The sequence below is a fragment of the Paenibacillus alba genome (genome assembly GCF_013204855.1).
GTDB lineage: Bacteria > Bacillota > Bacilli > Paenibacillales > NBRC-103111 > Paenibacillus_E > Paenibacillus_E alba.
The window spans coordinates 92,275-116,440 of the sequence record NZ_JABMKZ010000003.1 but is presented as its reverse complement, the minus strand read 5'-3'; the positions used below and the strand labels follow the sequence as shown (position 1 = coordinate 116,440).

Annotated in this window: 20 protein-coding genes; 3 read left to right on the top strand and 17 right to left on the bottom strand. The window is 46.8% G+C overall.

Annotated features, from left to right (window positions below):
• Positions 1-33 precede the first annotated feature (33 nt).
• The 13 genes from HQN90_RS04070 to HQN90_RS04010 all read right to left on the bottom strand — a co-directional run bounded on the left by HQN90_RS04070 (position 34) and on the right by HQN90_RS04010 (position 14,515).
• Positions 34-273 (bottom strand): hypothetical protein, encoded by a 240-nt coding sequence (locus HQN90_RS04070; protein WP_173216597.1) that lies wholly within the window; start codon positions 271-273, stop codon positions 34-36.
• Positions 274-314: 41 nt separating this feature from the next.
• On the bottom strand, positions 315-1,046 hold the full coding sequence (locus HQN90_RS04065; RefSeq protein ID WP_173216596.1) for a DUF6081 family protein: 732 nt from the start codon (positions 1,044-1,046) through the stop codon (positions 315-317).
• A 95-nt stretch (positions 1,047-1,141) separates the two neighbouring features.
• Positions 1,142-1,963 carry a prenyltransferase gene (locus HQN90_RS04060; protein WP_173216595.1) on the bottom strand — a complete coding sequence of 274 codons (822 nt, stop codon included), beginning with the start codon at positions 1,961-1,963 and terminating at the stop codon, positions 1,142-1,144.
• Between the two features lie 109 nt (positions 1,964-2,072).
• The gene (locus HQN90_RS04055; protein ID WP_173216594.1) at positions 2,073-3,188 is read right to left on the bottom strand and encodes a rhamnogalacturonan acetylesterase; all 1,116 of its coding nucleotides are present in this window, start codon (positions 3,186-3,188) and stop codon (positions 2,073-2,075) included.
• A 10-nt stretch (positions 3,189-3,198) separates the two neighbouring features.
• Positions 3,199-4,224, bottom strand: a complete 1,026-nt coding sequence (locus HQN90_RS04050) for a glycoside hydrolase family 88/105 protein (protein WP_173216593.1) — start codon at positions 4,222-4,224, stop codon at positions 3,199-3,201.
• 53 nt (positions 4,225-4,277) lie between these two features.
• Positions 4,278-5,123, bottom strand: a complete 846-nt coding sequence (locus HQN90_RS04045) for a carbohydrate ABC transporter permease (protein ID WP_420851029.1) — start codon at positions 5,121-5,123, stop codon at positions 4,278-4,280.
• 12 nt (positions 5,124-5,135) lie between these two features.
• Positions 5,136-6,023: a carbohydrate ABC transporter permease gene (locus HQN90_RS04040; RefSeq protein ID WP_173216592.1), complete on the bottom strand. Its 888-nt coding sequence runs from the start codon at positions 6,021-6,023 to the stop codon at positions 5,136-5,138.
• A gap of 85 nt (positions 6,024-6,108) precedes the next feature.
• Positions 6,109-7,437, bottom strand: coding sequence for an ABC transporter substrate-binding protein (locus HQN90_RS04035; RefSeq protein WP_173216591.1), 1,329 nt, complete (start codon positions 7,435-7,437; stop codon positions 6,109-6,111).
• Between the two features lie 116 nt (positions 7,438-7,553).
• Entirely contained in the window at positions 7,554-9,107 is a 1,554-nt protein-coding gene (locus tag HQN90_RS04030) for a response regulator (protein ID WP_173216590.1), read from the bottom strand.
• Positions 9,108-9,113: 6 nt separating this feature from the next.
• Complete coding sequence (locus HQN90_RS04025; protein WP_173216589.1) at positions 9,114-10,883, bottom strand: sensor histidine kinase; 1,770 nt, start codon at positions 10,881-10,883, stop codon at positions 9,114-9,116.
• Between the two features lie 166 nt (positions 10,884-11,049).
• Positions 11,050-12,609, bottom strand: coding sequence for an ABC transporter substrate-binding protein (locus HQN90_RS04020; protein ID WP_246362062.1), 1,560 nt, complete (start codon positions 12,607-12,609; stop codon positions 11,050-11,052).
• A 61-nt stretch (positions 12,610-12,670) separates the two neighbouring features.
• Complete coding sequence (locus HQN90_RS04015; protein ID WP_173216588.1) at positions 12,671-13,570, bottom strand: carbohydrate ABC transporter permease; 900 nt, start codon at positions 13,568-13,570, stop codon at positions 12,671-12,673.
• Between the two features lie 27 nt (positions 13,571-13,597).
• Positions 13,598-14,515, bottom strand: a complete 918-nt coding sequence (locus HQN90_RS04010; RefSeq protein WP_173216587.1) for an ABC transporter permease — start codon at positions 14,513-14,515, stop codon at positions 13,598-13,600.
• 185 nt (positions 14,516-14,700) lie between these two features.
• Between HQN90_RS04010 and HQN90_RS04005 the strand changes: the two genes are divergently transcribed.
• Both HQN90_RS04005 and HQN90_RS04000 read left to right on the top strand, forming a co-directional pair.
• A complete protein-coding gene (locus tag HQN90_RS04005; RefSeq protein WP_173216586.1) occupies positions 14,701-16,275 on the top strand; it encodes a response regulator in 1,575 nt (524 codons plus the stop codon).
• On the top strand, positions 16,272-18,050 hold the full coding sequence (locus HQN90_RS04000) for a cache domain-containing sensor histidine kinase (RefSeq protein ID WP_173216585.1): 1,779 nt from the start codon (positions 16,272-16,274) through the stop codon (positions 18,048-18,050). The genes HQN90_RS04005 and HQN90_RS04000 overlap by 4 nt, the downstream gene beginning before the upstream one ends.
• A gap of 1,427 nt (positions 18,051-19,477) precedes the next feature.
• On the opposite strand, the gene HQN90_RS03995 is transcribed toward HQN90_RS04000, so the two are convergent.
• Together HQN90_RS03995 and HQN90_RS03990 are read right to left on the bottom strand one after the other, a co-directional pair.
• A complete protein-coding gene (locus tag HQN90_RS03995; RefSeq protein ID WP_338042274.1) occupies positions 19,478-19,813 on the bottom strand; it encodes an L-rhamnose mutarotase in 336 nt (111 codons plus the stop codon).
• Between the two features lie 108 nt (positions 19,814-19,921).
• On the bottom strand, positions 19,922-21,379 hold the full coding sequence (locus HQN90_RS03990; protein ID WP_173216584.1) for an aminotransferase class I/II-fold pyridoxal phosphate-dependent enzyme: 1,458 nt from the start codon (positions 21,377-21,379) through the stop codon (positions 19,922-19,924).
• 117 nt (positions 21,380-21,496) lie between these two features.
• On the opposite strand from HQN90_RS03990, the gene HQN90_RS03985 reads away from it, so the two are divergent.
• Entirely contained in the window at positions 21,497-22,102 is a 606-nt protein-coding gene (locus tag HQN90_RS03985) for a LysE family transporter (RefSeq protein WP_173216583.1), read from the top strand.
• Between the two features lie 67 nt (positions 22,103-22,169).
• Here HQN90_RS03985 and HQN90_RS03980 read toward each other — a convergent pair whose 3' ends face one another.
• Together HQN90_RS03980 and melA are read right to left on the bottom strand one after the other, a co-directional pair.
• The gene (locus HQN90_RS03980; RefSeq protein ID WP_079411866.1) at positions 22,170-22,487 is read right to left on the bottom strand and encodes a cupin domain-containing protein; all 318 of its coding nucleotides are present in this window, start codon (positions 22,485-22,487) and stop codon (positions 22,170-22,172) included.
• A gap of 152 nt (positions 22,488-22,639) precedes the next feature.
• Complete coding sequence (gene melA / locus HQN90_RS03975) at positions 22,640-24,145, bottom strand: alpha-glucosidase/alpha-galactosidase (protein WP_173216582.1); 1,506 nt, start codon at positions 24,143-24,145, stop codon at positions 22,640-22,642.
• Positions 24,146-24,166 lie beyond the last annotated feature (21 nt).

Genomic DNA, 24,166 nt, shown 5'->3' with positions numbered 1-24,166 from the left:
CCCATAGGCAGGAGCGTGCAAAAGCGCGCCCCCTCAAAAAGGGATGCGCGCTGGATCAGGAAATTTTGCTTGTTTCACTTTGGCGATCATTTCCGGAATGGAGCGGCAGATCAGATGAGGAAAGCCTGCCATGACTTCGGGAACCGCCCCGCGATTCAAGGCAACAACCGCTGTCCCGCAAGCCATCGCAATCTGCTCATTGTTTTCGCTCTCGAGACTGCCTTTTTTGGCAGGCTCAAGACAACAAAAACCCAACTCAGCTGATGGAATCATCACGCTGAATCGGGTTTTTGTTGAGGCTTGCTCCGCTGGTACTACTCGCTGACTGTTACGGTTACTGGTGACCATTCGCCGATTATGGTTTGACCGTGGAGGGAGACACTTCCTTGCGGCGTCAGGTCTTTTTCGGTCATGAGCCCCAGCGCAACTGTGAAACGGTTGAACTTGATGGGCACACCGGTTTCGCGGCGGACTTCCAAGCCGTTCATATAGAAGATAACTTCATCGTTGCCGCGATGATAGGTTATTTGGTACGTGTTAAACTCACGTGGCTGGAAGTGGTTGGTTTCTTCTTTGAAAATACAGAAGAAGCGTGTTTGATCTGTTTCTGGCACTTGTACGCCTGGGAATGGCAGAACGGCATAGACGCTCGCGTACTTGTCATTGCCTGCGAAGAAATCAAGGGCTGCTCCAGCTGTAAAGTCCAATAAATTCAGCGAAACGAAGCCGTCGTAGAGATCATCTGGCACCGTATTTTGCGTGCGTGCCCTAATTTGCAGCTCGAAAGAAATCTCTCCATCTTCCGGGACTTCGACTTCGCTAGCGGAATAGTACATATGCTTTGCGTTGCCCAGAAACTGGATGTAATCATTTTTGCGGCTTAATGGCGCACGCGCGTACAGCAGGCCATTGCGAACGATCACCACCGCATTAGGCTCGCGGAATTCCCAGAAGGAGCCATCAGGCATCGGGAAACCACCTATTTTCCAAACCTCACCTTCCGATAAGATGGTATGAAAATCGCCAATGGTGAATTGTCTGCTCATGAAAAACCCACTCCTCCTAATAGATGATATATCATCATTCATCATTCATCATTCATCATTCATCATTCACTCCACACTCTCACTACCTACATACCCTATAAAGCCTGCACAACCGCTTCAATCACCAATGACAACATCATAATCACACCGCAGCGCACGGTAGCCTTCAGGGAGGCGCCCATCAGCGGCAAGTAAGCAGGCGACGGATTCTCCGCTTTAAGTTTCCCATAAACCCGCCAGAAAGGTACTGCTGTAAACAATCCTATCAGCGCATAATAAGGAAATACGTGCAGGAATACGCACATGAGCAGGGCTGCATATGACAATACACAAAGAAATTTAGAGAAAGCCAACGCGCGTTTCTCCCCCCAGACAACAACTAATGTCCGCTTGCCTGCGCTCTTGTCCGCTTTCCAATCCAGGAAATGATGATTAAACAATATTAAGGTGGTCAATAAGCCGATAGGTAAGGATAACAGGATAGCTCGATAATCTAGCTGCATGGTTTGAACATAGTAGCTGCCCACTCTTGGCAGCACGCCAAAGGAAAGCAATATAGCAATCTCGCTGTAGCCTTTGCCTCTATAGCCAATTTTGATAGGCGGAGCCACGTAGAAATAGGCAATCAATGCACCTAATCCACCAAATAGCAGGACCAACCAGCCACATAGGAAGCTAAGGATCAAAACGCAAATAAGGGCGACTGCAAACAGCCCCCAAGTCAACAAACTGAACGTTTTCTCCGCAATCGTCCCATTAGCCAGAAAGCCGGAGTTGGTAGAAATGGTTGAGGCCGTTTCTCTCGCTGCTGTATCAATGCCGTTGCGGAAATCCCATAAATCATTGATCATATTAGAAAATAAATGCGCAGCAATGGCACTGATAAAGGTGAGCACAAATAGGATCTTGCACCTCATCTCAATCTACCAGCTGCTTCAAGTCGATTCTATTGCCAAAACATATGAAAAAACCAGTCAAATCCAAGTCTGGAAATAGACCGGGGTCTGACTGGTTAATCGAATATTCTCACCGAAAATAACGGCTAAGCGGCTCAATCTGCTGCTTTTGGATACTGGCAACGACTAAGCTGGCAACGGCGATTCCGCCTCTTTCCTGGAAATGCGTGCTGTCCGCTGCCCCTTTCGGAAAGTTAGGGAACTCACCAGGCCACGCCCACATGAACAAGGATTTGCTTTCCTCTTCGCCCAGCGACTCGAACAACTGCTTGCTCTCTTCGGCTAAGTCGATCAAGATGACTTGCTCTTCTTCAGCAAGCTGCTTCATCGCGAGGAGATAGTCGCCATGCGTATCCACTATTTTTCCCATCTGATCATACAATCTTCGCTGCACCGAGGTGACCAAAATAGGCGTAGCGCCTCGCAATCTGGCCTCTTGAATATAGACGTTCAGATGCTCTTTGTACGTCGTATAAGGAGAAGTAGCCCGCTCCGCATCCCGCTTCTGATCGTTATGTCCAAACTGAATGAGCAGGTAATCATTCGCATTGATGTTTGCCAGAATTGGAGCCAGCCGCCCTTCATCCAGAAAGCTTTTGGAGCTGCGGCCCGATACCGCATAATTAGCTACAGCAGCATCCGCTTTTAAGAAAAATGGCAGCATTTGTCCCCAGCCTACGTACGGATAGCCGTCCTGAGGCTGATCTGTCACGGTTGAATCACCGGCGAGGTACAGCGTGGCTGCTTGCGGTGCCGATACGATTTCTAAGGCATTGATGCGCGGCGCTACACCGGAAAATGCCAATCGAAGCTGCTCGTCAGCCACATGAACGGTAAAGCTGCTGCTCACAAATTCACCGGCAGCCGTCATCAAATCAGACAGCAGGAGCCTGCCAGGCCCAGCCTTCAGACCTGTACAAGTGGATGTAATAAGATCACCCATCAAGGTATGTATCGTATAGTTGCCATTTGGCACGTCTGCAACGAACACAGCCCCTACAGGGATGCAGAAATCTTGCCGCAGCGCCTCCGGACGTCCACGATCACGTTCATAGACCGTAGAGCCCTCGAGAAAGCCATAACCGCCTACTTTGGCATCATAACGTGTGTTGGCGCTCACTTTCGTGTACCCTTCCTTCGCCGCGCTTGCTTCAGGACCAAAATCAAACCGCAAATGCACACTCATAGTACGCGGCCTACCAGTCTTTGCGGTTGAGCAAGGATGACAGAAAGGTTAGTCCTAGTCCTTGTCCCCAGCCTTGAATGCGTTTGTGGGGGACTCCCCTGTAGCCTTCAATATCTCGCATAACCGCCGTGCCTGCTGATACCTGTGTAACAGTTCCATCCTCGGTGATGCGGGATAAAATGCCTTGAATCGATTTATTCGTGTATTTGTTGTATAAATTACCTGAGCCGATTAAGGCAGCGGCGATCCCTGCCGAACCAGACGTTTCCAGATAGGACTCTTTATCCGTCAGAACTGTATGCCAGAGACCGCTTTCGTCCTGCAATCGGACAAGTGCGCTTAGCTGATCACGCAGCGAGCCTTCCATAATCATAAACGATGGATGTGTGACATGGACCAAACGCAGCGCTCGAGCCATCGTAATTGCCGCCCATGCGTTGCCGCGAGCCCAGAACATGCCGGACATATGAGTTTGAGCAAGATTATCCCAGCCATGGTAGTACAGATTCGTGGTTGCATCCTGCAAATAATTTTCATGTCCATGATACTGCTTCAATCCATCTTCGAAATAATCATCGCGTTTCAGCATAGCGCCAATGCGCAGCAGGAAATACCCGGCCATGAACATCGTATCTACCCAGGCCTGCTCCGGGAAATTATACGTTTCCGAATTGACCGTATGCTGGAAAACCCCTTCTCCGAAACGTTCTGCTTCATGGGTCAGAAATTCGGCCATTTGCGTAGCTATTTCGATGTAGCGCTCTTCACCGGTTTCCTTATACAGCGTCAATAAAGAGTGACCAATAGAGATCCCATTGACAGACAGCTTAGGCAAGCCATCTTCCAATTTCTCGTCCACCCATTCCTTCAGCAGCTGCAAATATTCCTCATTTCCTGTTGCTTCGAAGGCTTCCGTCACACCATAAAAAGCAACTCCACCCGGCCAATCCCAATTAAAGTCCATCCGGAACGTTCGGCGTACTACGCGGTCAATCACCTTGCGAATTTCATCTGCATCGAATTGTAAGGCTGGCATCTCTTCATTTCCTCCCTGTGGGTTCGTAGTATTGATCAGCTTCGTCATGCGAATTATCCTTTCAAACCGCTCGTTGAAATCCCGTCAACAATATACTTCTGGAAAATAATGAACACGATAAAGATCGGAACCAGGGATAATGTAGACATGGCGAACATGCCACCCCAGTTGTTCAAAGACTCGCTGTCCAAAAATAGCTTCAATGCTAAGGAAACGGGATATAGACTCGGATTATTCAAGTACAGCAACGGGGTATAGAAATCATCCCATCTCCAATAGAAGGAGAAAATAGCGGAAGTCACAAGCGCAGGAACAATTAACGGCACGATAATTTTGTAAAAGATGCTGTACTTGCTGCATCCATCCATTTTCGCTGCTTCATCCAGCTCCGGTGGAATCGTACGAATAAACTGCATGATCAGAAAGATGAAAAACGGAATTCCAAAAAACTGCGGAACAATGATCGGCTTGAACGTAGATAACCAGCCAATTTTGGCAAATAAAATGTACTGCGAAATGATCGTCACATCTTGAGGCAAAAGCAGCGTCAGCATAACCGCCGAGAACCAGAATTTGCTCCCAAAAAACTTGATGCGCGCAAACCCATAACCGACCAACGCGGAGGAAACAACCGCGCCAATCGTGGAAAGAATAACGATAATGAACGAGTTTTTCATAAACGTAGCAAAGGTTATGCCGGCGAAGCCTTTCCAGCCCGAAACGTAGTTGCTCCACTCCAGTCGGCTCGGAATCAAACTGGTTGCGGTGGTGTAAATTTCCTCGTTTGGCTTCAGCGAGCTGGCAACCAACCAAAGAATCGGATAAATCGCGGTGATTGCGATCAAACAGACAAGCACATGATACAGTACGGTACGCACACTTTTCATTCGTATAACCATGTCAGATCCCTCCTAGCTTTCGTAGTGAACCCAATATTTCGATGTTTTGAAAATAACGAGGGTAATGACGCCGATCAAAATCAGCATGAACCATGCCATAGCCGAAGCGTAGCCCATTTCGAAAAACACAAACGCGCGGTGGAATAAATAGAGTGAATACAGCAATGTATTGTTCAGCGGCCCGCCTTCACCATTGGAAATAATATAAGCCGGCGTAAAGGTCAGGAAGCCTGAAATCGTTTGCAGAATTAAATTAAAAAGAATAATCGGGCTCAGCAAAGGCAGTGTTATATGAAAGAACTTGCGGACTGGCCCTGCGCCATCTACACTGGCTGCCTCGTAGTAGGTGCCTGGGATATTTTTTAACCCGGCTAGGAAGATGAGCATGGATGAACCAAATTGCCAAACGGACAACAAGACTAAGGTACCAAGCGCGGTAGCGGGGAAGCCGATCCATGATGTCGTCGTGTGGATGCCAATGTTGCCGAGAAAAGCATTAATAAGCCCTTTATCGCCAAAAATTTGACGCCACATGATGGAGACTGCAACACTTCCTCCAATCAAGGAAGGCAAGTAATACGTGGCCCGGTAGAGACCAATGCCTCGAACAGCCCGATTGAGCAGCATCGCGACCAGCAACGCAATGATGAGTCGCAAGGGAACAGACGTAAGCACATAAGTTAACGTAACGCGGATCGAATCCAGTATTTTATCATCGTTCGTAAACATCTTCTCATAATTAGAGAAGCCAACCCATCTAGGCGCAGATAACAAGTCATATTCGGTAAAAGAAAAATACAGCGATGAGATCATCGGAAACAGCGTGAAAATCAAAAATCCCAGGATGAAAGGTGATATAAACACATAACCGACTATGTGATCATTTTCACGTAGTTTCATAGTTCCACTCCCTTGCCTTCGTCAATTTCTATTTATTAGCGCTGGGCAGCTTCTTCATGAAGCCACCCTTCAAACGATCAAAACTTCATTTCTTATTGCGAGCCAAAATGGCATTCGCTTCATTCGAGAATTTATCTGCGGCCTCTTCGACCGACAGCTTTTTATACAGGATTTGCTCCTGCATATCCCGAAGCAGCTTGCTGACTTCCGCGGCACCAATCGGATCTGGAGGATCCATGCTGCTGCTGTTTTGCTCTACCCATGTCATGTAGTTGTAAATTTTCTGATCTTGCTCGGACAGCGTAGGTTTCAAAGCATCTTTCACCGTTTTGGAAATGGGAATGCCACGGTCGCCTTTAATGAGTTTGTTCGCTTCGATATCATTCAGAAACCATGAAATGAACTTAGCTGCTTCCGTTTTCTGCTTGGAGCTTTTGGCCATGGAGAACAGCATTGTGGGCTTAAGGTATAGCCCCAACTTCCCATTCGGACCCGGAAGACCGATGAGCGTTAACGGTTTCTTCGCCGCTTCTTGCAAGGAAGCAAATTGATTGGACCAAGCCATCGTCATGAACCCATCGCCCAGTACAACCGGATTCTCTTCCGGCGTCAATTTGGATAAAGCTTCTTTATCCCAATCGCGCATGTAGCCAGCCTCGTACCATTTCAGATACATCTTGAAGTAATCTATAAAATAGCGGGAATCCTTATACCCAAGACTCGTACCATCCGAGCTAAAATAGTGCTGACCTTGCGTTCGCAAGTAGTACGGAAAAAACTGATCAAACCGCATGTGATCGAGCACCTTGCCCTGCGCTTTCATCCGCTTCGCGATGAATTCTAAATCAGACCACGTCCAATTCGGCGGTATGGAGGAAATTCCCGCTTGCTTCAGCATGGCGGCGTCAAAGGTGGCCCCCATTGCATTCATGCCAAGGGGAATGCCATAAAGCTTGCCGTCGACTCGTCCGGAATTAACCGTTTCTGGCGTTGCCGCATGAACATCAATCGTCCCGCTGCTCGTCAGCGTTGACAAATCCTCTAATTGATCCTTCGTCCCATATTGCGTCAAGTAAGATATATCCATCTGGATAATATCTGGCAGCTGATTGGCCGCAGCTTGCGGCGCCAGCTTTTTCCAATAATCATCGAATCCCGCGTATTCCGTATCAATCTTCACATTCGGGTTCAGTTGTTGATACATCTCAATCAGCTTTAACGTGTAATCGTGCCGTGCTTGACCGCCCCACCAGGCGATGCGCAGCTTTACTTCCTTATTGCTTTCCGTTTTCCCGGTTTCAATCGTTCGTGGTGTCCCCGTTCCCCCATTCGCTGAACCTTGATTCGAGCTGCATCCAGTGATGCTTGCGAGCAGCAGAGCGAGGAGCAGGATTGTTAAGGTTGTGTGTTTCATAGTTAGCTTCCTCCGATGCGTCACCTGCGCTCCACATGTTCTATTATCTACTTGCAGGAGCGAAAGTTGAATCTAAATTACCGCGATAAATGTTCAAAAAACAGTGAAAACCATGTCTACTGCGATAGTTTCTTATACTCGGAGGGCGCGCAGCCCGCAATCTTTTTGAACACTTGAGAGAAGTATTGCGGATTATCGCCAAAGCCCAGCTGCTCGGCTAATTCAAACATTTTCACATCCTCATTATGCTTGATCAGATCCATAGCTTTCTTAATTCGCACGGTAACGACATAGTTGGAGAAGCGTTCTCCAGTCTCTTTTTTGAACAATTTCCCGAGATAATCCGGGTTCATATACAGCATGCGGTGAGCAACCCAGTTCAGTGAAAGCTCTGCGTTCGCAAGCTCTGCATTCACAATATCAATCACCTTCTGCACGACTTGCGAGTGCTTATTTTTATTCTGTTCAAAATTGGCATGTGTGATTTCGGAGGCCATCTGCTTCAGCTGCTGAATGATGGCTTGCATCGTTTCCAATTGCGAAATTTGACCAATAAGTCCCATGTACATATTCATTTGGTGCTCGCTGCATAGTCTGGTTATCGAAATAAACAATTGAATGACGTACGATTTGGTCGTTTGTATATCAAGTCGGGAATGAATGAGCTGATCGTGAAACAGATCGATACTTGCCTCGGCTTCTTCCCAGTTGCCTGCCCGGATAGGAAATAAAATTCGATCATCGTCATACACGAAATCCGCCTTGTTCGGCATGCTGGAATCCAAAATATCGCGCATGGTAATCAGCCCGCCCTCGCCAAGATAGAAACGGTGACTTAAGCAATCAAGCGCTTGCAAGTAAAGCCGCCTCGCCTCCACAATCTCCCCTGCTTCACTCAGCGCAACTGTCGTGTCCATTTTGTAGTAGAGGGTGAAAATACGCCTAATTTCTTTAATTTGCTCTTGCAATCGCCCCATTTCCTGCTGATCCTCAATCAGAATCAGAATTTGTTCGGCAATGGTGGAACTGAGCAAAGGCTCATCGAGCAGATCTTCGGCAATATTTTTCACAGCAAAAAGATGCTCGTATTCGAACTTGTCTTCTAACCGGAATAACAACAATCGGACTTTCTTTCCGCTGACCTGCAGTCCAAAAAGATCCTGATAATAGTCCCAATCCCGGCTGCCATACGATTTGTTCGTCACAAATTCCTTCAGAAACTGCTCTTTGACATGCGGCAGCACCTTCTGCAAATTTGCTTTCATGGACTGGACGAAATCTTCCTTGCTTTCCTCCATCTGGTATTCGGCAACAATTTCACGCAGGGCATTCAGAATGCTGTTCTCGTTGCAGGGCTTCAGCAAATAATGCTTTACACCGTATTGCATCGCGATTTGCGCATATTCAAACTCATCGAAGCCGGAAAGCATGATGAAGCGGGTATGCGGATGCGTTTCCTTCACCTTGGCCACCAACTGCAAGCCATCCATGCCCGGCATCCGAATATCACTAATAATAATATCAGGTGCATGCTCGGCGACGAAGTCATACGCTTCAAGGCCATTTCGCGCCGTTCCGATCAATTCTGTTCCCACCGATTGCCAATCCACAATCGTTGATATTCCCTCGAGTATCATTCGTTCATCATCTACCAGCAGCACTTTATACATAGACGGTTACCCTCTTTTCATCATTGGAAGTCGAATTGAAATACGCGTACCGCCATCCAAGCGATTCTCCACTTGAATGCTGAATTCATCCCCGTAGGACAATTTAATTCGTTCATCAATATTTTTCAGGCCAATTCCTGTTCCCTTCGATTTGCGCTCTCCCGTCAAAATTTGCTCCAAATACACTTCGTCAATACCAGGTCCGTTGTCTTCCACGATTAAAACCACAGCATCTCCCTCTTCCCTGCCGCTAATCTGAATTACACAGGGCTCAAGCATGACTTCTACGGCATATTTAATCGCATTTTCCAGAAGAGGCTGCAGCGTCAGCTTCGGAATGCTTTGATTTAACAAGTGCGCGGGAACATCCAGTCTGAAATCAAGCCGCTCTTCAAATCTAACGCGCTGGATCGTAATATAGTGCTGCACGAGCTGCAGCTCGTCTTCCACAGAAATCATATCCTGCTTCAAGCTAATCGACGAACGGAGCAAATAGCCGAGCGATTCAACCATTTGCGATACCTGCTTCTGGCCATTCATCTTGGAGATCCAGTTGATGGATTCAAGCGTGTTGTACAGAAAATGCGGATTAATTTGCGCTTGCAGGGATCTGAATTCGGTTTCCTTAATGATCAGCTGCTTGGTGTAATTTTCTTTAATCAGCTCCTGAATCCGCACAATCATCATCCGATACGTACGCTGAAGCAAACCCACTTCATCCATTTGCTGTGATAAAGGAGCAAGCGTCGGCAGCTCTGAATTCTCCAGATCGCTGATCTGTAGGCCGCGCATGCTGCTTATCAAGCCATCTATCGGTCTAGTTACGCTGCGCGCAACGGTCATGCCAAAGCCAACAAGGAGGAAGAAGCTGACTAGAAAAGCGGCAATCATCCAATTTTTCATCAGAATAATATGGCTGAAAATCGTTTGAAACGGCAGCGTATTGTAGTACGTCCAGCCCAAATAGTCCGAGTGGATATGAGAAACGAAATATTTCTCACCGTCTTGTTCCATGATCCGAAAGCCTTTGGATGCCGATTCAGACGGAAAGCTGTCATTCATGAACGACTTCAAGTTAGCGGTATGCGGATAAATCATCTTTCCTTCCGAAACAATAAGCAGCTCGCCATCACGTATGACCGCTTCCCGCGCATATTGGTTGACAATTTTGTCTAAATTCACATGCAGCACAAGAGTGCCCAGCTTATTTAAATCCAGATTATCAAAAGAACGAATTTGCCTTGTTGTAATCAGACTATAGTCCTGAGCATCAGGGTTCACCCAGCCTAAGCTGCCGCCTCCCTGTTCAGAAATTCGCTCTATTAAAGCTCGCCGCTCTGGAGAAAGCGTTGTCAAATTACCGCTGGAATAACTGTTTCCCCGTAAATCAGTAATATCCGCTGCCGTAATATAGGTCTCCGTATTGATATATTGGACAAGCCGATCCACCAGCTTTGCTCGGGATTGAATGCGCGTATAGTCCGATTCGTTCGAGTTCATCACCATGAGATTTTGTTGAATCTGCTCGTCGGACATGATGCTGAACGTCAGGCGCTCTACTTTGTTCAATTCGTTTTCAATCAAGGTCGAAGATAGATTAAGGACTTGGGAGGATTTCTCGTAAATCTGCTGATCATATATCGAATAGGCGATCTGCAGCCCTACCAAGGAGATGCACGAGCTGACCGCCATGGATACCGTGATGAGCAGGAACAGCTTCGCTTTAATGCGTAAATTGCGAACTTTATTAAACCATATTCGGATACCTGATCTCATTCGAATTTCACCACATTTCTTCGCTGAATAAGGACTAATCTGGAGAGCTTCTTCGTGATGAAGGCTGCTTTTTCCTCTAAGCGTATATAAAAAGGATGCTGGAATCAAATTCCAGGCATCCCCATATGGTTTAAATCAGGCTTTGTAGTGGCGGATCATTGTCCAACTATTTCTTCGCAATCAATGGATCAGCTTGGCTTTGCATCTCAGCGACAATTTTATCAATGCCGGCTTGCTTCAGCTTGTCATTGAATATTTTCAAACCATGCGCAGCATCGTTCGGATCTACTAATCCATAGAAAAGCGGTTTACCGTAAGTATCCATCACATTGCTGACAGCGGCTACCTCATTTTTCACTTTGGAATCGTCGAATGTGAACGTTTCCAGCGGATGATTCACCGTAACAGCCTTCTTCCAGTTTTCTGTAAATGTCTGTGTTTCTGTTGCAACCGTGGAATCCATACGCTCATGCAGCGAGTTCCAACCCCAAGGATCCGTACCGGATGGCGGGAAATCCGCAGAAGCCGGAAGCGGCTTGAACTGATCATTGCCTACTGGCTCGTAGTGCTTGCCTTTAATGCCATAGTTCGTCAAATCATGAATGTCAGGATCATAACGAAGCAGGTCAATCGCCATGAGGCCGCGCTCATAGTTTTTGGAACCCGCATGGATCGACATGCCGTTATTAATAAAAGGATTAGACAGACGCTTCTTATCGGAGCTCAAATCATACAATTCTACTTTCCAATCTGGATGAGTCGTTTGCATTTCGGATTTGGTGCGCAGCAGCGTTCCTAAATTCCATTCCACAGAAGCCAATTTCCCGTCTTTAAACGCTTGTGTTTTATCCACTTTGTTGGCTATCGCATCACGGGACCATGCGCCTGTTTTTTGCGTATCAAACATTTTCTTGGAGAACGTTGCAAATTCAGGCGTATCCACATAGTTGAATAGTTTGCCTGCACCTTCTGTTACTTTATAAACGACAGGCAGCTGAGGAACAACGAAATTCCACTCATTGGGCTGCAGCAGCTCAACCGCATTAAACTCACTCACACCGATACTAGGCTTGAAATCCTTCTCTTTCTGCGCAACCGTTTTCAAATAAGTCACATAATCATCATACGTTTTCAGTTCCGGCAAATTGTATTTCTGACGCAAATCACCGCGAATCCCCACCATATGATAACTGTATTCAAAATTATTTTGCGGCACCATATAAATTTTACCGTTAATTTTCGCTTGCTCCCATGCAACCTTTGGCTCTTCTGCCCACGTTTTTGGAGCAAACTTCTTAATCATGTCTTCGGTCAGTTCCATAAAACCGTTTTTGGTAGCTTGTTGGGCATAATAGGACCAAGTCGCTGAGAACACAAGATCGAAATCCTCGTTAGCTGCGAACATCAGCGGATATTTCTGTTGGTACTCGCCCCAATCTAGGAAGCTGACATCGAGCGTGGCATTAATCTTTTGCTTCATCAATTTATTGACTTCCCCATAAACCTCGTCAAACGCTTTGGGCTTGGAGCCCAGTAAAACCATCTTCAGCTTCACTTCTTTGCTTGTATCAATCCCCGTGCTTGACGTCGCGGAAGCGCTTGCTTGAGGCGCCGCAGAAGTGCTTGGCGTTGGTGCTGCATCTTTCGATCCGCACGCTGTCAGGACCGTTCCCATCACAAAAAGCGACGCAAGACTCAGTGTGGCTAATTTCTTCGGATGTGCCATATTATTCTCCCCTTATAAAAGTATAATAGTTTATGATAACCGGGAATGTAAATTCCCGGGGTTACCCTTTTACAGCTCCAACCGTCAAGCCTTGAACAAAATAACGCTGTACGAACGGATACAAGAAGATAATCGGACCTGTGACAAGAATGGCGAGCGCCATCTTCAAGCTTTCACCAGGCAGTTCCGTGACCTGCATGCCGGTAATCGCCATCACCTTGCGAATCCCCTCGAGATTGCCAAGCATTTTATATAATAAATATTGCAGCGTGTACAGCTTCTCATTCTGCACAAACAGCAAGGAGTTAAACCAATCATTCCAATAGTTCAAGGCCGTGAACAACCCAATGGTAGCAAGCCCTGGCTTAGCCAGAGGCAGAATCAAACGAAGGAAGATCGTGAAATCACCTGCTCCATCCATCTTCGCAGATTCCGTAATCGCGTCCGGTATCGTCCGCAGAAACGTTCGCAGGATAATGATGTAGAACACATTCAGCAGCGGAGGCACCAGCAGCGCCCAAAACGTATTTTTCATGTGCAAGTAGTTAACCATCAGGATGTACCAAGGAACGAGCCCGCCGTTAAACAACGTCGTAAAGTAGAAAAAGAAGGAGAACCCGCTGCGCCATTCAAAATCTTGACGCTGCAGCACGTACGCTGTCATCGCAGAAATGAATAGCCCCACTATCGTACCTGTTACTGTTAAGGCGATGGTTAATAAATACGAACTCACAAATTGCTCTGGATGTTTCAAGGCAAAGGCATAAGCCCCCCATGAAAATTGTTTCGGCCATAAGCGGAAGCCATCACTTGTAATCGACGATTCACTGGTTAAGGAACCACTGATAATTAACAGGAATGGGATTAAACAAGCTAAACAGATTACAGTAATAAAGACATAGCCAATAATGTCCAGCACCCGCTGATCGATGTGGCTTTTTTTTACGCTAGTCGTACTCATAGGATCACCCCGCAATGGACTTTATGTTTAAAATAAGGCATTATCTTTATCCGATTTGCGCACAAGGAAGTTCGTCGCCATAATCGTCACAAAGCATAAAATTGACTGATAGAAACCAATCGCTGAAGACATCCCGATTTCGTTATTAACAAGAAGAGAACGATAGACATACGTGTCGATGACATCGGTCGTTTGATAGAGCAGTCCATTATTGCCAACAAGCTGATAAAAGAGTCCAAAATCACCACGGAATATACCGCCGATTGCCAATAGAACCAGAATCGTAATCGTCGGACGCAGCGATGGCAAGGTAATGTAACGAACCCGTTGAAACACATTGGCACCGTCAATTTCAGCAGCTTCATAGGTTTCACGGTCAATACTCAAGATAGAAGCCATATAGAAGACCGCGCCGTAACCGACCGCTTTCCATGCTGAGAAGAAGATCAGAATATATTTCCAATATTCAGGCGTTGTGTAGATGTCTAATTCAGGCATGTGCAGCGAGCGCAGCAGCGTATTGATCGTGCCATGCTCGAAGTTGAACAAGTTATACGCAACCGCTCCTACAACAACCCATGATAAGAAATAAGGCAAAAACATCAGCGTTTGCGCTGTTTTGCGAAACAGCTTGGAGCCGATCTCGGCCATAAAGATAGCGACAATAATCTGCAAAACATTGTTGATTAGAATAAAAGCTGCGTTATACAGCATGGTGTTCCTCGTCACTCTAAAGGCGTCGCCAGTCATGAAGAAGAATTTGAAATTATCCAATCCAACCCATGGCGAACCTATAATTCCTAAATCATAGCGATACTGTTTGAAAGCCAGCACAATTCCCGCCATCGGCACATAACTGAAAAGCAGGAAGTAAATGACAGCCGGCGCAATCATGAACAACAGTGTTTTCTTGGACCTTATTCGGTACAGGAGCCCAGTTCTCATCTCTATCCAATCCCCCATCCGGTTCTAGTTGTCTCTCTCATGTATTTAAATTATCAGGATCGGCGAACCGTGATAACCCGACAAAATATCGATTCCCTGTAAGTTTTGCAGATCACTGCTTCAGCCAGTGGTATTGGAGGAGAATATGCGATAATCTAGAGCTACGTCTAAGGGGGCTGCCTGAAGTGAAACTATTATTTGCAGAAGATGAGAAATTTACGAGAGAAGGCGTGCTCAAATCTGTCGCTTGGGAACGTCTGGGAATTACAGAACTTAGAGAAGCTGTGGATGGACTAGAGGCTGTTGCCATTGCGGAGCAGTTTAAGCCAGACATCGTTCTTACTGATATACGAATGCCTCGAATGGATGGCATAGAGCTTGCCTTTCACCTGCGCCGGAAATATCCTCAGTGCAAAATCGTCTTTATGAGCGGATATGCCGACAAAGAATATTTAAAAGCAGCCATCACTTTGAAAGCGGTTAGCTATGTGGAGAAACCGATTGATATTGAAGAACTCGAGGATGCCTTGCAAGGCGCCATCACCATCATCCTCGAGGAACAGCGGCATGTGGCGAATGATACAGTAGCCAAAGAAAACAAGAGCTATATGAAGCAAGAAGCAGCGCTGCAGCTCATTCGAGGCGGATACGAGGATGACATCCTGCGCAGTCGCCTGCTCGCTGCGGACTTCACAGCACCCTTGCATGCCCCTGCTGCAACTGTGCTTATTAAGTTGGTTTCTCCCAAGCCTAGCAAGGACAAACTGGAGATAATGCTTGATTCCGCGCTTGCTCCCAGCGACATGCCTTACTTGTACGCTTGGAAAGATGAAAACCATGTCATCATTCATTTTTTCTCTCTTCAGCAGGACGTACTTGAAAGCAGCAGCTTGCAGCATATGTGTTATGAGCTCTCCTCTGCTTTGAAGCAAGAGTTCAGCTTATTTTCTATTGCCGCAGGGTCCATTGCCGCTTCAGCCAAGAAACTGCAAGAATCTTACACAAGCGCTGTCCTTCGGCTTCAGGAGTCTTTTTTCCATAAGCCTTGTACGTTAATCCTGCACGACAACAGGGGGAGCGATGCCCTTTCGCAGCATTATCAAGCCCAGCTTGAACACTTCAACCGCTTCACAGAAGCGTTGATCGAAGAAAATTTCGATGCGGTCCTTCAATTGCTTACGGCCATCACGTCCGATATTCGCCAGCATCCTGGCACCTTGATTGTCAGTGTGAAAGAGCTGTACTATCGCTTCCTCCTCGAAATGGATAAATTCGCCCAAAGCCGCAATATTACGCTTTTCGATACCTCTGCGGAAAACGATGTTGCCTGGAAGCTGATCTTGGAATGCCACTATTTGGATGATATTCATCGTGTGATGACCCTTAAGCTAGAGGAGCTGAAAAGAGCCTTGAAAGAGCGAACAGCCGGAGGCATGACATCAACCAGCTCCCGTATCGTTCGTTATATTCATCTCCATTTTGCCGAGGATGACTTGTCTGTGCAGGATGTCAGCGATCATATGCAGATGACCGCCTCTCATCTCATCTCGATTTTCAAAGAATCCACTGGCAAAACCATCAAGCAATATGTCACGGAATATCGGATGGAAAAAGCGAAGGATTTGCTGCGCAACAATCGGCTGAAGGTGCTTGATGTAGCTTCTCAAGTCGGCTTTAAGGACGGGGAGCATTTCGCTAAAATATTTCGAAAATCTACAGGAATGACGCCTTCTGAATACCGGGAGCGATGCCAGCTATGATATTCTCCTTCATTCAAATCTTCCGAAAATGGCTGTACAATACCAAATTACGCCACAAAATCATGTACAGCTATTTGCTGCTCATCATGCTCCCACTTGGCTTTTATCAATTCATCGCATCGGAGAAAATGTCCGAAATCATTATCAATCATGTCACCTATTCGGCCAAACAGGGTTTCGACCAAACCTACTCTTTTCTTAATTATCGTGTGCAGCGCATCGCTGAAACGACGAATATTTTAGTTTCCAATTCCACAATTTCCGATATCTTGATGGATAAAAATGTGACCCAAGATATTAATCGCGAGCTTCAGGATTACAGCAATCTCAAAAAGCTGCTTCGCTCTATGCAGGACAGCCTGGATATTTTGCGTGTTATTTTGTATGTCCCGAGCAGCTTCATTTTTGCCAACGAGACGGAGAATTTCCTCCCCTTAGGCGAAACTTCGGAGAGCCCTTGCTTTGATCGCTTGAAGGAGCTTCATTCCAAATATTTGTGGTGCTCCGCACCCGAGCTGGGCAAACATGCCTCGCATGACGACTCTTCCCTTTATGTAGTCAGAAGTATTTTGGATCCTAACAATTATTCCTTGCCGATCGGTCAATTACGCGTGGATGTTCAGGCTGAAACCATTCGGTCTATGCTGCGCAAAGCCAACGTTGTAAGGAACAGCACGACCTTTCTTGTTGATCAAAATCATCAAATCGTCCTAGCTTCCGATCAAGTCCATTTAACCGAAATGGATTTGCCGGAAACGACGGCTGACACCGTCTCCACAACCTGGCAAACCAATAACAACTACTACTTATTCAGGCAGCTTCCTTCGAATTGGGGCATGGTGACCGTCATTCCGCTCGATGAAGTCGTGAAGCAAAGCCATCAGCTGCGCAATGATTTGCTAGTCATCCTACTCATTGTGAGCGCTACTGCCTACTTGCTCGCTTATTTATTCTCTTTTTCCGTAACAAGACGCATTACCCAATTGACCAGCCGTTTGCGGGATGTGCAGAAAGGGAACCTGATCGCGCTTGCCCAAACACAGGGCAAAGATGAAATCGGCGAACTGATCCAAACCTATAACTACATGATTGAACAAATCAGCTCTATGAATAAGGAACAATACCGGCTGGGACAAGAAGTGAAAAATGCGGAATTGAAAGCTCTGCAATCGCAAATCAATCCCCATTTTCTATACAACACGCTGGATCTGATTAACTGGATGGCCGACAGCGGCTTAAATACCGACATCAAAAAAGTCGTCAAAGCCCTAGCCCGCTTCTACAAAGTCAGCTTAAGCAATGGCAAAGACATTATCACACTGCGCGAAGAGCTGCAGCATGTTTCCTTCTACGTGCAAATTCAAAATATTCGTTTTGAAAATAAGATTGATTTCCAAATTGATGTTCCGGAAGAGCTGCTGAATCATCCCATTCCCAAAATTACCCTGCAGCCGCTCGTTGAGAATGCCATCCTGCATGGGATCTTAGGGCGAGCCCAGCGCGAAGGCACAATCACCATCCATGGGATGTCGGTGGATGGAACCATTCGCTTGCTGATCACAGATGACGGCGTCGGCATGAGCGCCAACCAGATCGAAGATATGCTCGCTGGCATCAGCCGCAGCAAAATCGGGGGCAGCAGCTACGGCGTCAAAAATGTCATGGAGCGAATCCGCCATTACTTCGGCGCTCCCGCGAACCTGATCTTCCGCAGCGTCCCCGGAACGGGAACGGAAGTGGAGATTACGTTTCCGCGTGTGGAGGATGGGGAGTGAGGGGGAGTGGGACTGAGGACGAGTGAGGCTGGGGAGCATGCGGCTGAGGAGCAGTGCAGCTGAGGATACACGAAAGGAACTGTTTGGGGAAGATACGCTCTGAGCAAACCCGAATGGGAACTACAGTCCGCTATTTAAGCAAAAACAGGCAATTCCCAGCTGAAAGGGAACTAGGATACGCTATTTCATCAAAACTAGGTACTACGAGCACGAATTCCTCTAAATAGCGGACTCCAGTTCCTTTTGGAGTTCTAAAGTAGCCTATTTGCTTAATATAACGTATCGTAGTTCCGCTTAAACAATCTCATCCCCCATCCATACAAGGTACGCATCAAAATAGAACAATAGCTAGTCAAAGACTTGAGTAGTGTAACCACCCGGCTGCTGCCTTCAACTCTCTACTTTCTACTTTCTACTTTCTACCTTCTACCTCTACTCTCTACTTTCTACTTTCTACTTTCCACCTTCTACCTTCTACCTTCTACCTTCCACCTTCCACCTTCTACCTTCTATCTTCTATCTTCCACCTTCTACCTTCTACCTTCTACCTTCTACCTTCTACCTTCTACCTTCTAGCTTCCACCCTCTACCCTCTACCCTCTACCTTCTACCTTCTACCTTCTACCTTCTACCTTCTACCTTCTACCTCTACAATCTACAATCTACAATCTACTTTCTACTTTCTACTTTCTACTTTCTACTTTCTACTTTCTACTTTCTACTTTCTACTTTCTACTTTCTACTTTCTACCTTCTACCTTCTACCTTCTACCTTCTACCTTCTACCTTCTACCTTCTACCTTCTACCTTCTACCTTCTACCTTCTACCTTCTACCTTCTACCTTCTACCTTCTACCTTCTACCTTCTACCCTCTACCTTCTACTTTCTACCCTCTACCTTCTACCTTCTACCTTCTACCTTCTAATTTCTACCTTCTACCTTCCACCCATGCCAACCTTCAGCTCATCATACGAATAGGCTGTTCCTAAGTAGAAACCTACTTGTGAACAGCCCCTTTTGTATCTGACTCTTACTTAAAAGTCTGACTATAGTCTTGTCCAACCTGCCATTTGCATGTCACATATCCTCAGTAACGCCTCAAACGAGCATTGTTCGCGTATTCCCTATGAATATAAGCTTCTTTTGGTTCTCGAAGTAACTCAGCTCAATAAATGCCTGCGATTATGCATCTTTTTTGCTCATGAAGTCACGCAAACCATGGAATTCCTGCGATTGTGCATCTTTACGGGGCCATTTCGGGATTCCAAGAAGAAAAACCTTAAAATGCCTGCATTATCGCAGGCATTTCCATCTTTCACAAGATTTCGTAGAAAAAGCCTGCACTTTTGCAGGCTTTCACCCCCTGGCGCCACTCTTCGGCCTTGCCGGGTGTGGATCCACACCCAGCGGTAGGCCAGCTCCATCGCCTATTTCAAATAAAAAACCTCAGGCATCGGTTGAATCGGCACAGCCTCGCGGAAATCGAAGGAACCAACTACCATCTTCGAGGTGATGGCGTTCCAGCGGTTGCAGGCTTCGCTTTCGGCTAAGTAAGCAAATGCCGCCTCAATGTCATCGCACTGGAAGCAATAAAAAAACTGTGCTCCATTTTGAAAAATGGAATAGTCTCGAATGCCTGCTTTGCTATGCTCTTCCATAATTTCCGGCCATGGAGCAAGATGCATACGAACATACTCCTCCAAATCTTCCTCTCGAATCGTCCATGTCCATGCGAATTTCCCGCTTTTGATCACGCGAATCACCCTTCCCCTCTGCCGTTTGCTGCACAGCATTTAAAATTCAACTATACTTTACTTCGCCAACCTCGTCCCGTCAATGCTCATTCCGAATCGTTCTATGGACGCAACGATTTATTTCCCGTCCGCCAACTCCCTCATCAAGGCAGCCAATTGCCCCATCCCCCATTCAAGTTCATCCAGTTTGGCATAGGCATAGGAAATCCGCAAATAATTGCCTGTTTGTCGATGATAGATGGTTCCGGGATTGAGCAGAATCCCTGCTTTTAAAGCACGCTCAAACAGCACCTGCATCTTGATCTCAACTGTCAATTTAACCCAAATGTAGAAACCGCCGGCCGGCACATGCCAAGCAGCCATTCCGGTAAAATAGGTCGTCAATAACTGTACCGTCAGGTCCCGTCTCCTCTTCAGTTGATCTCGCAGAGAAACGAGATGCTCTTGATACAAGCCTCTGTGGAGCCATTCGGCTGCCGCCCACTGGGAGATGGAACTCGATCCGTAGTCGCTTTGCATTTTGATATCCGCTAAACGATCAATGACGGGCTCCGGGGCAACGACCCAACCAATCCTTAGACCTGGACTTAAGGTTTTTGAAAAGCTTCCCAGGTAGAGGACTAAAGCATGTGGATCCCTAGCCTTCAAAGGCAGCGGCGGCGGGGTATCGAACCAAAGCTCGTTATAGACATCATCTTCGATGATAGGAAGTCCTTCATTCGTACAAATCCTCATCAGTTCTTGACGCCTGGCTTCTGACATCAACGTACCCGTTGGATTATGAAAAGTAGGTATCGTATACAGCAGCGATGCGTGATAGCCCTCTTTGTAACGGCTGATCAGATTCGTTTGCACGCCTTGTTCGTCCATAGGCAGCCCAACGAGTTTAATGTTGTTTGATTGAAACACATGCACAGAGTACAAGTAGGATGGCTTTTCCACAAGAACAGATGAGCCACGCGGCAATAGCCCCATGGAGATGAGCTGCAATGCTTGCAGAGATCCTGATACGATTAAAATATTGGATGGCGAAGCGGAAACGCCGCGTCCTTGTAAATAGTCAGCCAACTGTTTCCGCAGGTAGAGATTTCCTTTTGGCTCCTCATAACCCAACGAGAATGGATTCATCGAGCTTCCTGCAAAAATGCTTTTCATCTGCTCTGAGGGCAGTAAATCTTCAGAAAGCTCCCCGGTTCCCAACCGGACAATGCCTTGCTGAAATTCGGCGCGGTTAATATGTTGAATAACAGGCTGGTTCGGATAATACGTGCCGGCTTGCACGTAGGAGCTCCAGTCCGGCGGCGGCGCAGCGGCTAATAGGTTCCAAGAGTTATTGACAACCCTTGTCCCCCCTTTGGTATTGCCTTCCAGCAAACCTTCGGCGATTAAATCATGAAGCGCCGTCACGACCGTGCTGCGATTCACGTTAAAAAGGATAGCCAAAGCCCGCTGCGAGGGGATTTTGGTGCCGACCGACCATTCGCCAAGCGTTATTTTCGTTTTGATGAACTCTTTTATCTGTACATATAAAGGGATTTCTGACGAGAAGTCGGGTTTCCAGTTCAATGACGCCACTCCTTACCGTTTCACTATACCATTTGGTTGGGTCCATCACCATCCATTTGGAGGGAGACAACGGACAAGAACGCCCTATACTAAAGAGATCTGATCGAACAAAAGGAGAGATTCGTTGTGATATCCGCATTTCTGCATGGAATTATTTTGAGTTTTGGTCTGATTTTACCGTTAGGGGTCCAAAATGTTTTTGTTTTTAACCAAGGTGCCCGGCAGCGTTCTTATTTCAAAGCTTTGCCTGTTGTTCTCACAGCAGCGGTTTGCGACACGCTTCTTATTGTTGCCGCCGTTGCTGGCGTTTCACTTATCGTGCTAACCTTCGCTTGGCTGCAAACAGCGCTTTATGGCTTCGGGTTCATCTTTCTCATCTACATGGGATGGGTGATTTGGACCAGCAAACCGAGCAAGCTTGCAGCCCAACCGATCAACGACTCGCGAAAGCAAATCCTGTTTGCTGTTTCCGTTTCTTTAATGAACCCTCATGCCATTCTCGATACACTGGGTATTATTGGCACGAACTCCTTAGCTTATGTCGGTGGTGATAAATGGGCATTCACCTTGAGCGTAATCTTGGTTTCCTGGCTCTGGTTTTTTAGCTTGGCCTATGCAGGGCGACTTGTTGGGAAGCGAGATACCACAGGCATATTCATTGCCAAAATAAATAAGGTTTCTGCTTGCATGATATGGGGAGTAGCGATCTATATGGGGCTGCACTTCTTTTAAAACGGTATTAAAGTTCGATTAGGCTTGCTATTGGGCAAAAAAAACAGCTGCAAATGCAGCTGGCGGATTATCGCTTCACAAGATCTTCGCGAATTGGTGTAAAAACGTCTAATAAAGCAGATTCCTCTAACGCCGTCACGCCGTGTTTAGCTTCGCTTGGGATGTAGATTGTCTGGCCTTGCGTAATTATGGTTACTTCACCATCTATGGTAAACTCGATTTTCCCCTTTAGACAATAGGACATTTGTTCATGCACATGGCTGTGTTGATATCCGATCGCACCAGGCTCGAAGTGAACCTCCATCATCATTAAACCAACTTCCGCTTTCAGAATACAGCGTGTCACACCAGGCTCTGCTGCTTCCCATACGCCAATATTAGACATCTGACTTTCTCCTTTCGTCTTGGAACGATCTTGGTACTCATGAGAAAAAGGACCGCAAGCGGTCCTTCACTTACTCACACATTATAACTTAAAAGAACCCAAATGAACACACATGAATATAAACGAACGAACATCATGTCAACTATGAGTACCTATGAGTTCACAATCGCCCGATCTTTGCCTTTATCCGCTTCGCCGGCATTTTTGTTGGCTGCATCACGATCCTGCTGCATTTCCTCCACTGTCTTCACCTTCAAGCGAGCAGCACCTTCGTTCTGCCGGGTTGGCACCAGATTCCCTGCAGCAAGGCGCTCTTTGGCTTCAGCGACAGCTTTGCCATATTGCGGCAGCCATGCTTCCTGCGCGACGAGCATCTCGTCGACCATTTGCCATATTTCCTTAGGATTGCAGACCGCTCCAACGAGCGGATCCATCATGAACGCTTGGCGCAGCAGCTTGTCATTGCCATGAACTGCTGCTTCTACGGCAAGACGCTGCACCGAAATACTGACATTGCAAACAGCCGCCGGCCCAAGCGGCAGATCGCCTACTAACGGCATCGAAATGCCATTGCGATCTACATAGCCTGGCGCCTCAATGACCGCATCATCCGGCAAATTCGAGATCACACCCTTATTGATCTGATTGAAATGTCCACGATATACGCGTCCGGTCTCGAGTCCTTCAATGATATACGAACCATGCTCCTCACTGCGTTTCTCCGCCGCATACACAACAGCTGGATCTTTCATCCAGTTCGGGAAATCCGTCTCAAACCAGCTGCGTCCTTCCGTACATACGCGCAAATAACCGCCCGTCTCCCCGTTAATCCAGCTGCCCATGTCGATCCACTCGTGGATTTCGCTTGCACGTTTCCGATACCAAGGCACATATTCGCTCAAATGCCCGTTGGATTCTGTGCTGTAGTACCCGAAGCGGCGCAGCATATCGATGCGCACTTTCTCGGTGCGTGCGAATTCGGCATGATTTTCAAAAGCTTCAAGAAGCCCTTCCGTCAAATCTTTCCCCTCATGGCGAGCCTCGATATACCACGTTTGGTGATTGATCCCTGCGCAGATGATATCGACCTCTTTTTTCGATAAGCCATATACATCAGCAATTTGTTGATGCCCATGCTGTACACCGTGACATAAGCCAATTGTCCGCACGTTGCCGTATGTATTACAGGCCCAGGTCAGCATAGCCATCGGGTTGGCATAGTTCAAGAGCAGCACGTCAGGCGAGGCCACTTCACGAATATCTTGGCAAATGCGCAGCATTTCCCAAATGCCGCGTTGTCCATACATAATGCCGCCAGCACAAAGCGTATCACCGACACATTGGTCAACGCCATACTTCAGCGGAATATCTACATCGGTTGCAAAAGCTTCTAAACCCCCGACGCGTATTGTACACAAAACGTACTTTGCATCCTGCAAAGCAGCTCTTCGGTCCGTTGTTGCTTGAATCGTAATCGCTAACCCATTTTCACGAATATCTCGTTGACATAGCTCCGTCACCATATCTAAATTGTGTTGATTGATGTCTGTAAAAGCCACTTGAATATCATGAAATTCCGGTACAGCCAGCAGATCACGCAGAAGACCGCGGGTAAAACCAATACTTCCTGCGCCAATAAAAGCTACTTTAAATGACATATGAATCGTCCTCTCTTTCGT

Coding starts and splice junctions, on each gene's coding strand:
- HQN90_RS04030 (WP_173216590.1), bottom strand. CDS start 9,107: ATGTATAAAGTGCTGCTGGTAGATGATGAACGAATGATACTCGAGGGA.
- HQN90_RS04060 (WP_173216595.1), bottom strand. CDS start 1,963: ATGAGGTGCAAGATCCTATTTGTGCTCACCTTTATCAGTGCCATTGCT.
- HQN90_RS04025 (WP_173216589.1), bottom strand. CDS start 10,883: ATGAGATCAGGTATCCGAATATGGTTTAATAAAGTTCGCAATTTACGC.
- HQN90_RS04020 (WP_246362062.1), bottom strand. CDS start 12,609: ATGGCACATCCGAAGAAATTAGCCACACTGAGTCTTGCGTCGCTTTTT.
- HQN90_RS04045 (WP_420851029.1), bottom strand. CDS start 5,123: ATGGTTATACGAATGAAAAGTGTGCGTACCGTACTGTATCATGTGCTT.
- HQN90_RS03980 (WP_079411866.1), bottom strand. CDS start 22,487: ATGTCTAATATTGGCGTATGGGAAGCAGCAGAGCCTGGTGTGACACGC.
- HQN90_RS04065 (WP_173216596.1), bottom strand. CDS start 1,046: ATGAGCAGACAATTCACCATTGGCGATTTTCATACCATCTTATCGGAA.
- HQN90_RS04015 (WP_173216588.1), bottom strand. CDS start 13,570: ATGAGTACGACTAGCGTAAAAAAAAGCCACATCGATCAGCGGGTGCTG.
- HQN90_RS04010 (WP_173216587.1), bottom strand. CDS start 14,515: ATGAGAACTGGGCTCCTGTACCGAATAAGGTCCAAGAAAACACTGTTG.
- HQN90_RS04035 (WP_173216591.1), bottom strand. CDS start 7,437: ATGAAACACACAACCTTAACAATCCTGCTCCTCGCTCTGCTGCTCGCA.
- HQN90_RS04000 (WP_173216585.1), top strand. CDS start 16,272: ATGATATTCTCCTTCATTCAAATCTTCCGAAAATGGCTGTACAATACC.
- HQN90_RS04070 (WP_173216597.1), bottom strand. CDS start 273: ATGATTCCATCAGCTGAGTTGGGTTTTTGTTGTCTTGAGCCTGCCAAA.
- melA (WP_173216582.1), bottom strand. CDS start 24,145: ATGTCATTTAAAGTAGCTTTTATTGGCGCAGGAAGTATTGGTTTTACC.
- HQN90_RS04040 (WP_173216592.1), bottom strand. CDS start 6,023: ATGAAACTACGTGAAAATGATCACATAGTCGGTTATGTGTTTATATCA.
- HQN90_RS04055 (WP_173216594.1), bottom strand. CDS start 3,188: ATGAGTGTGCATTTGCGGTTTGATTTTGGTCCTGAAGCAAGCGCGGCG.
- HQN90_RS04050 (WP_173216593.1), bottom strand. CDS start 4,224: ATGCCAGCCTTACAATTCGATGCAGATGAAATTCGCAAGGTGATTGAC.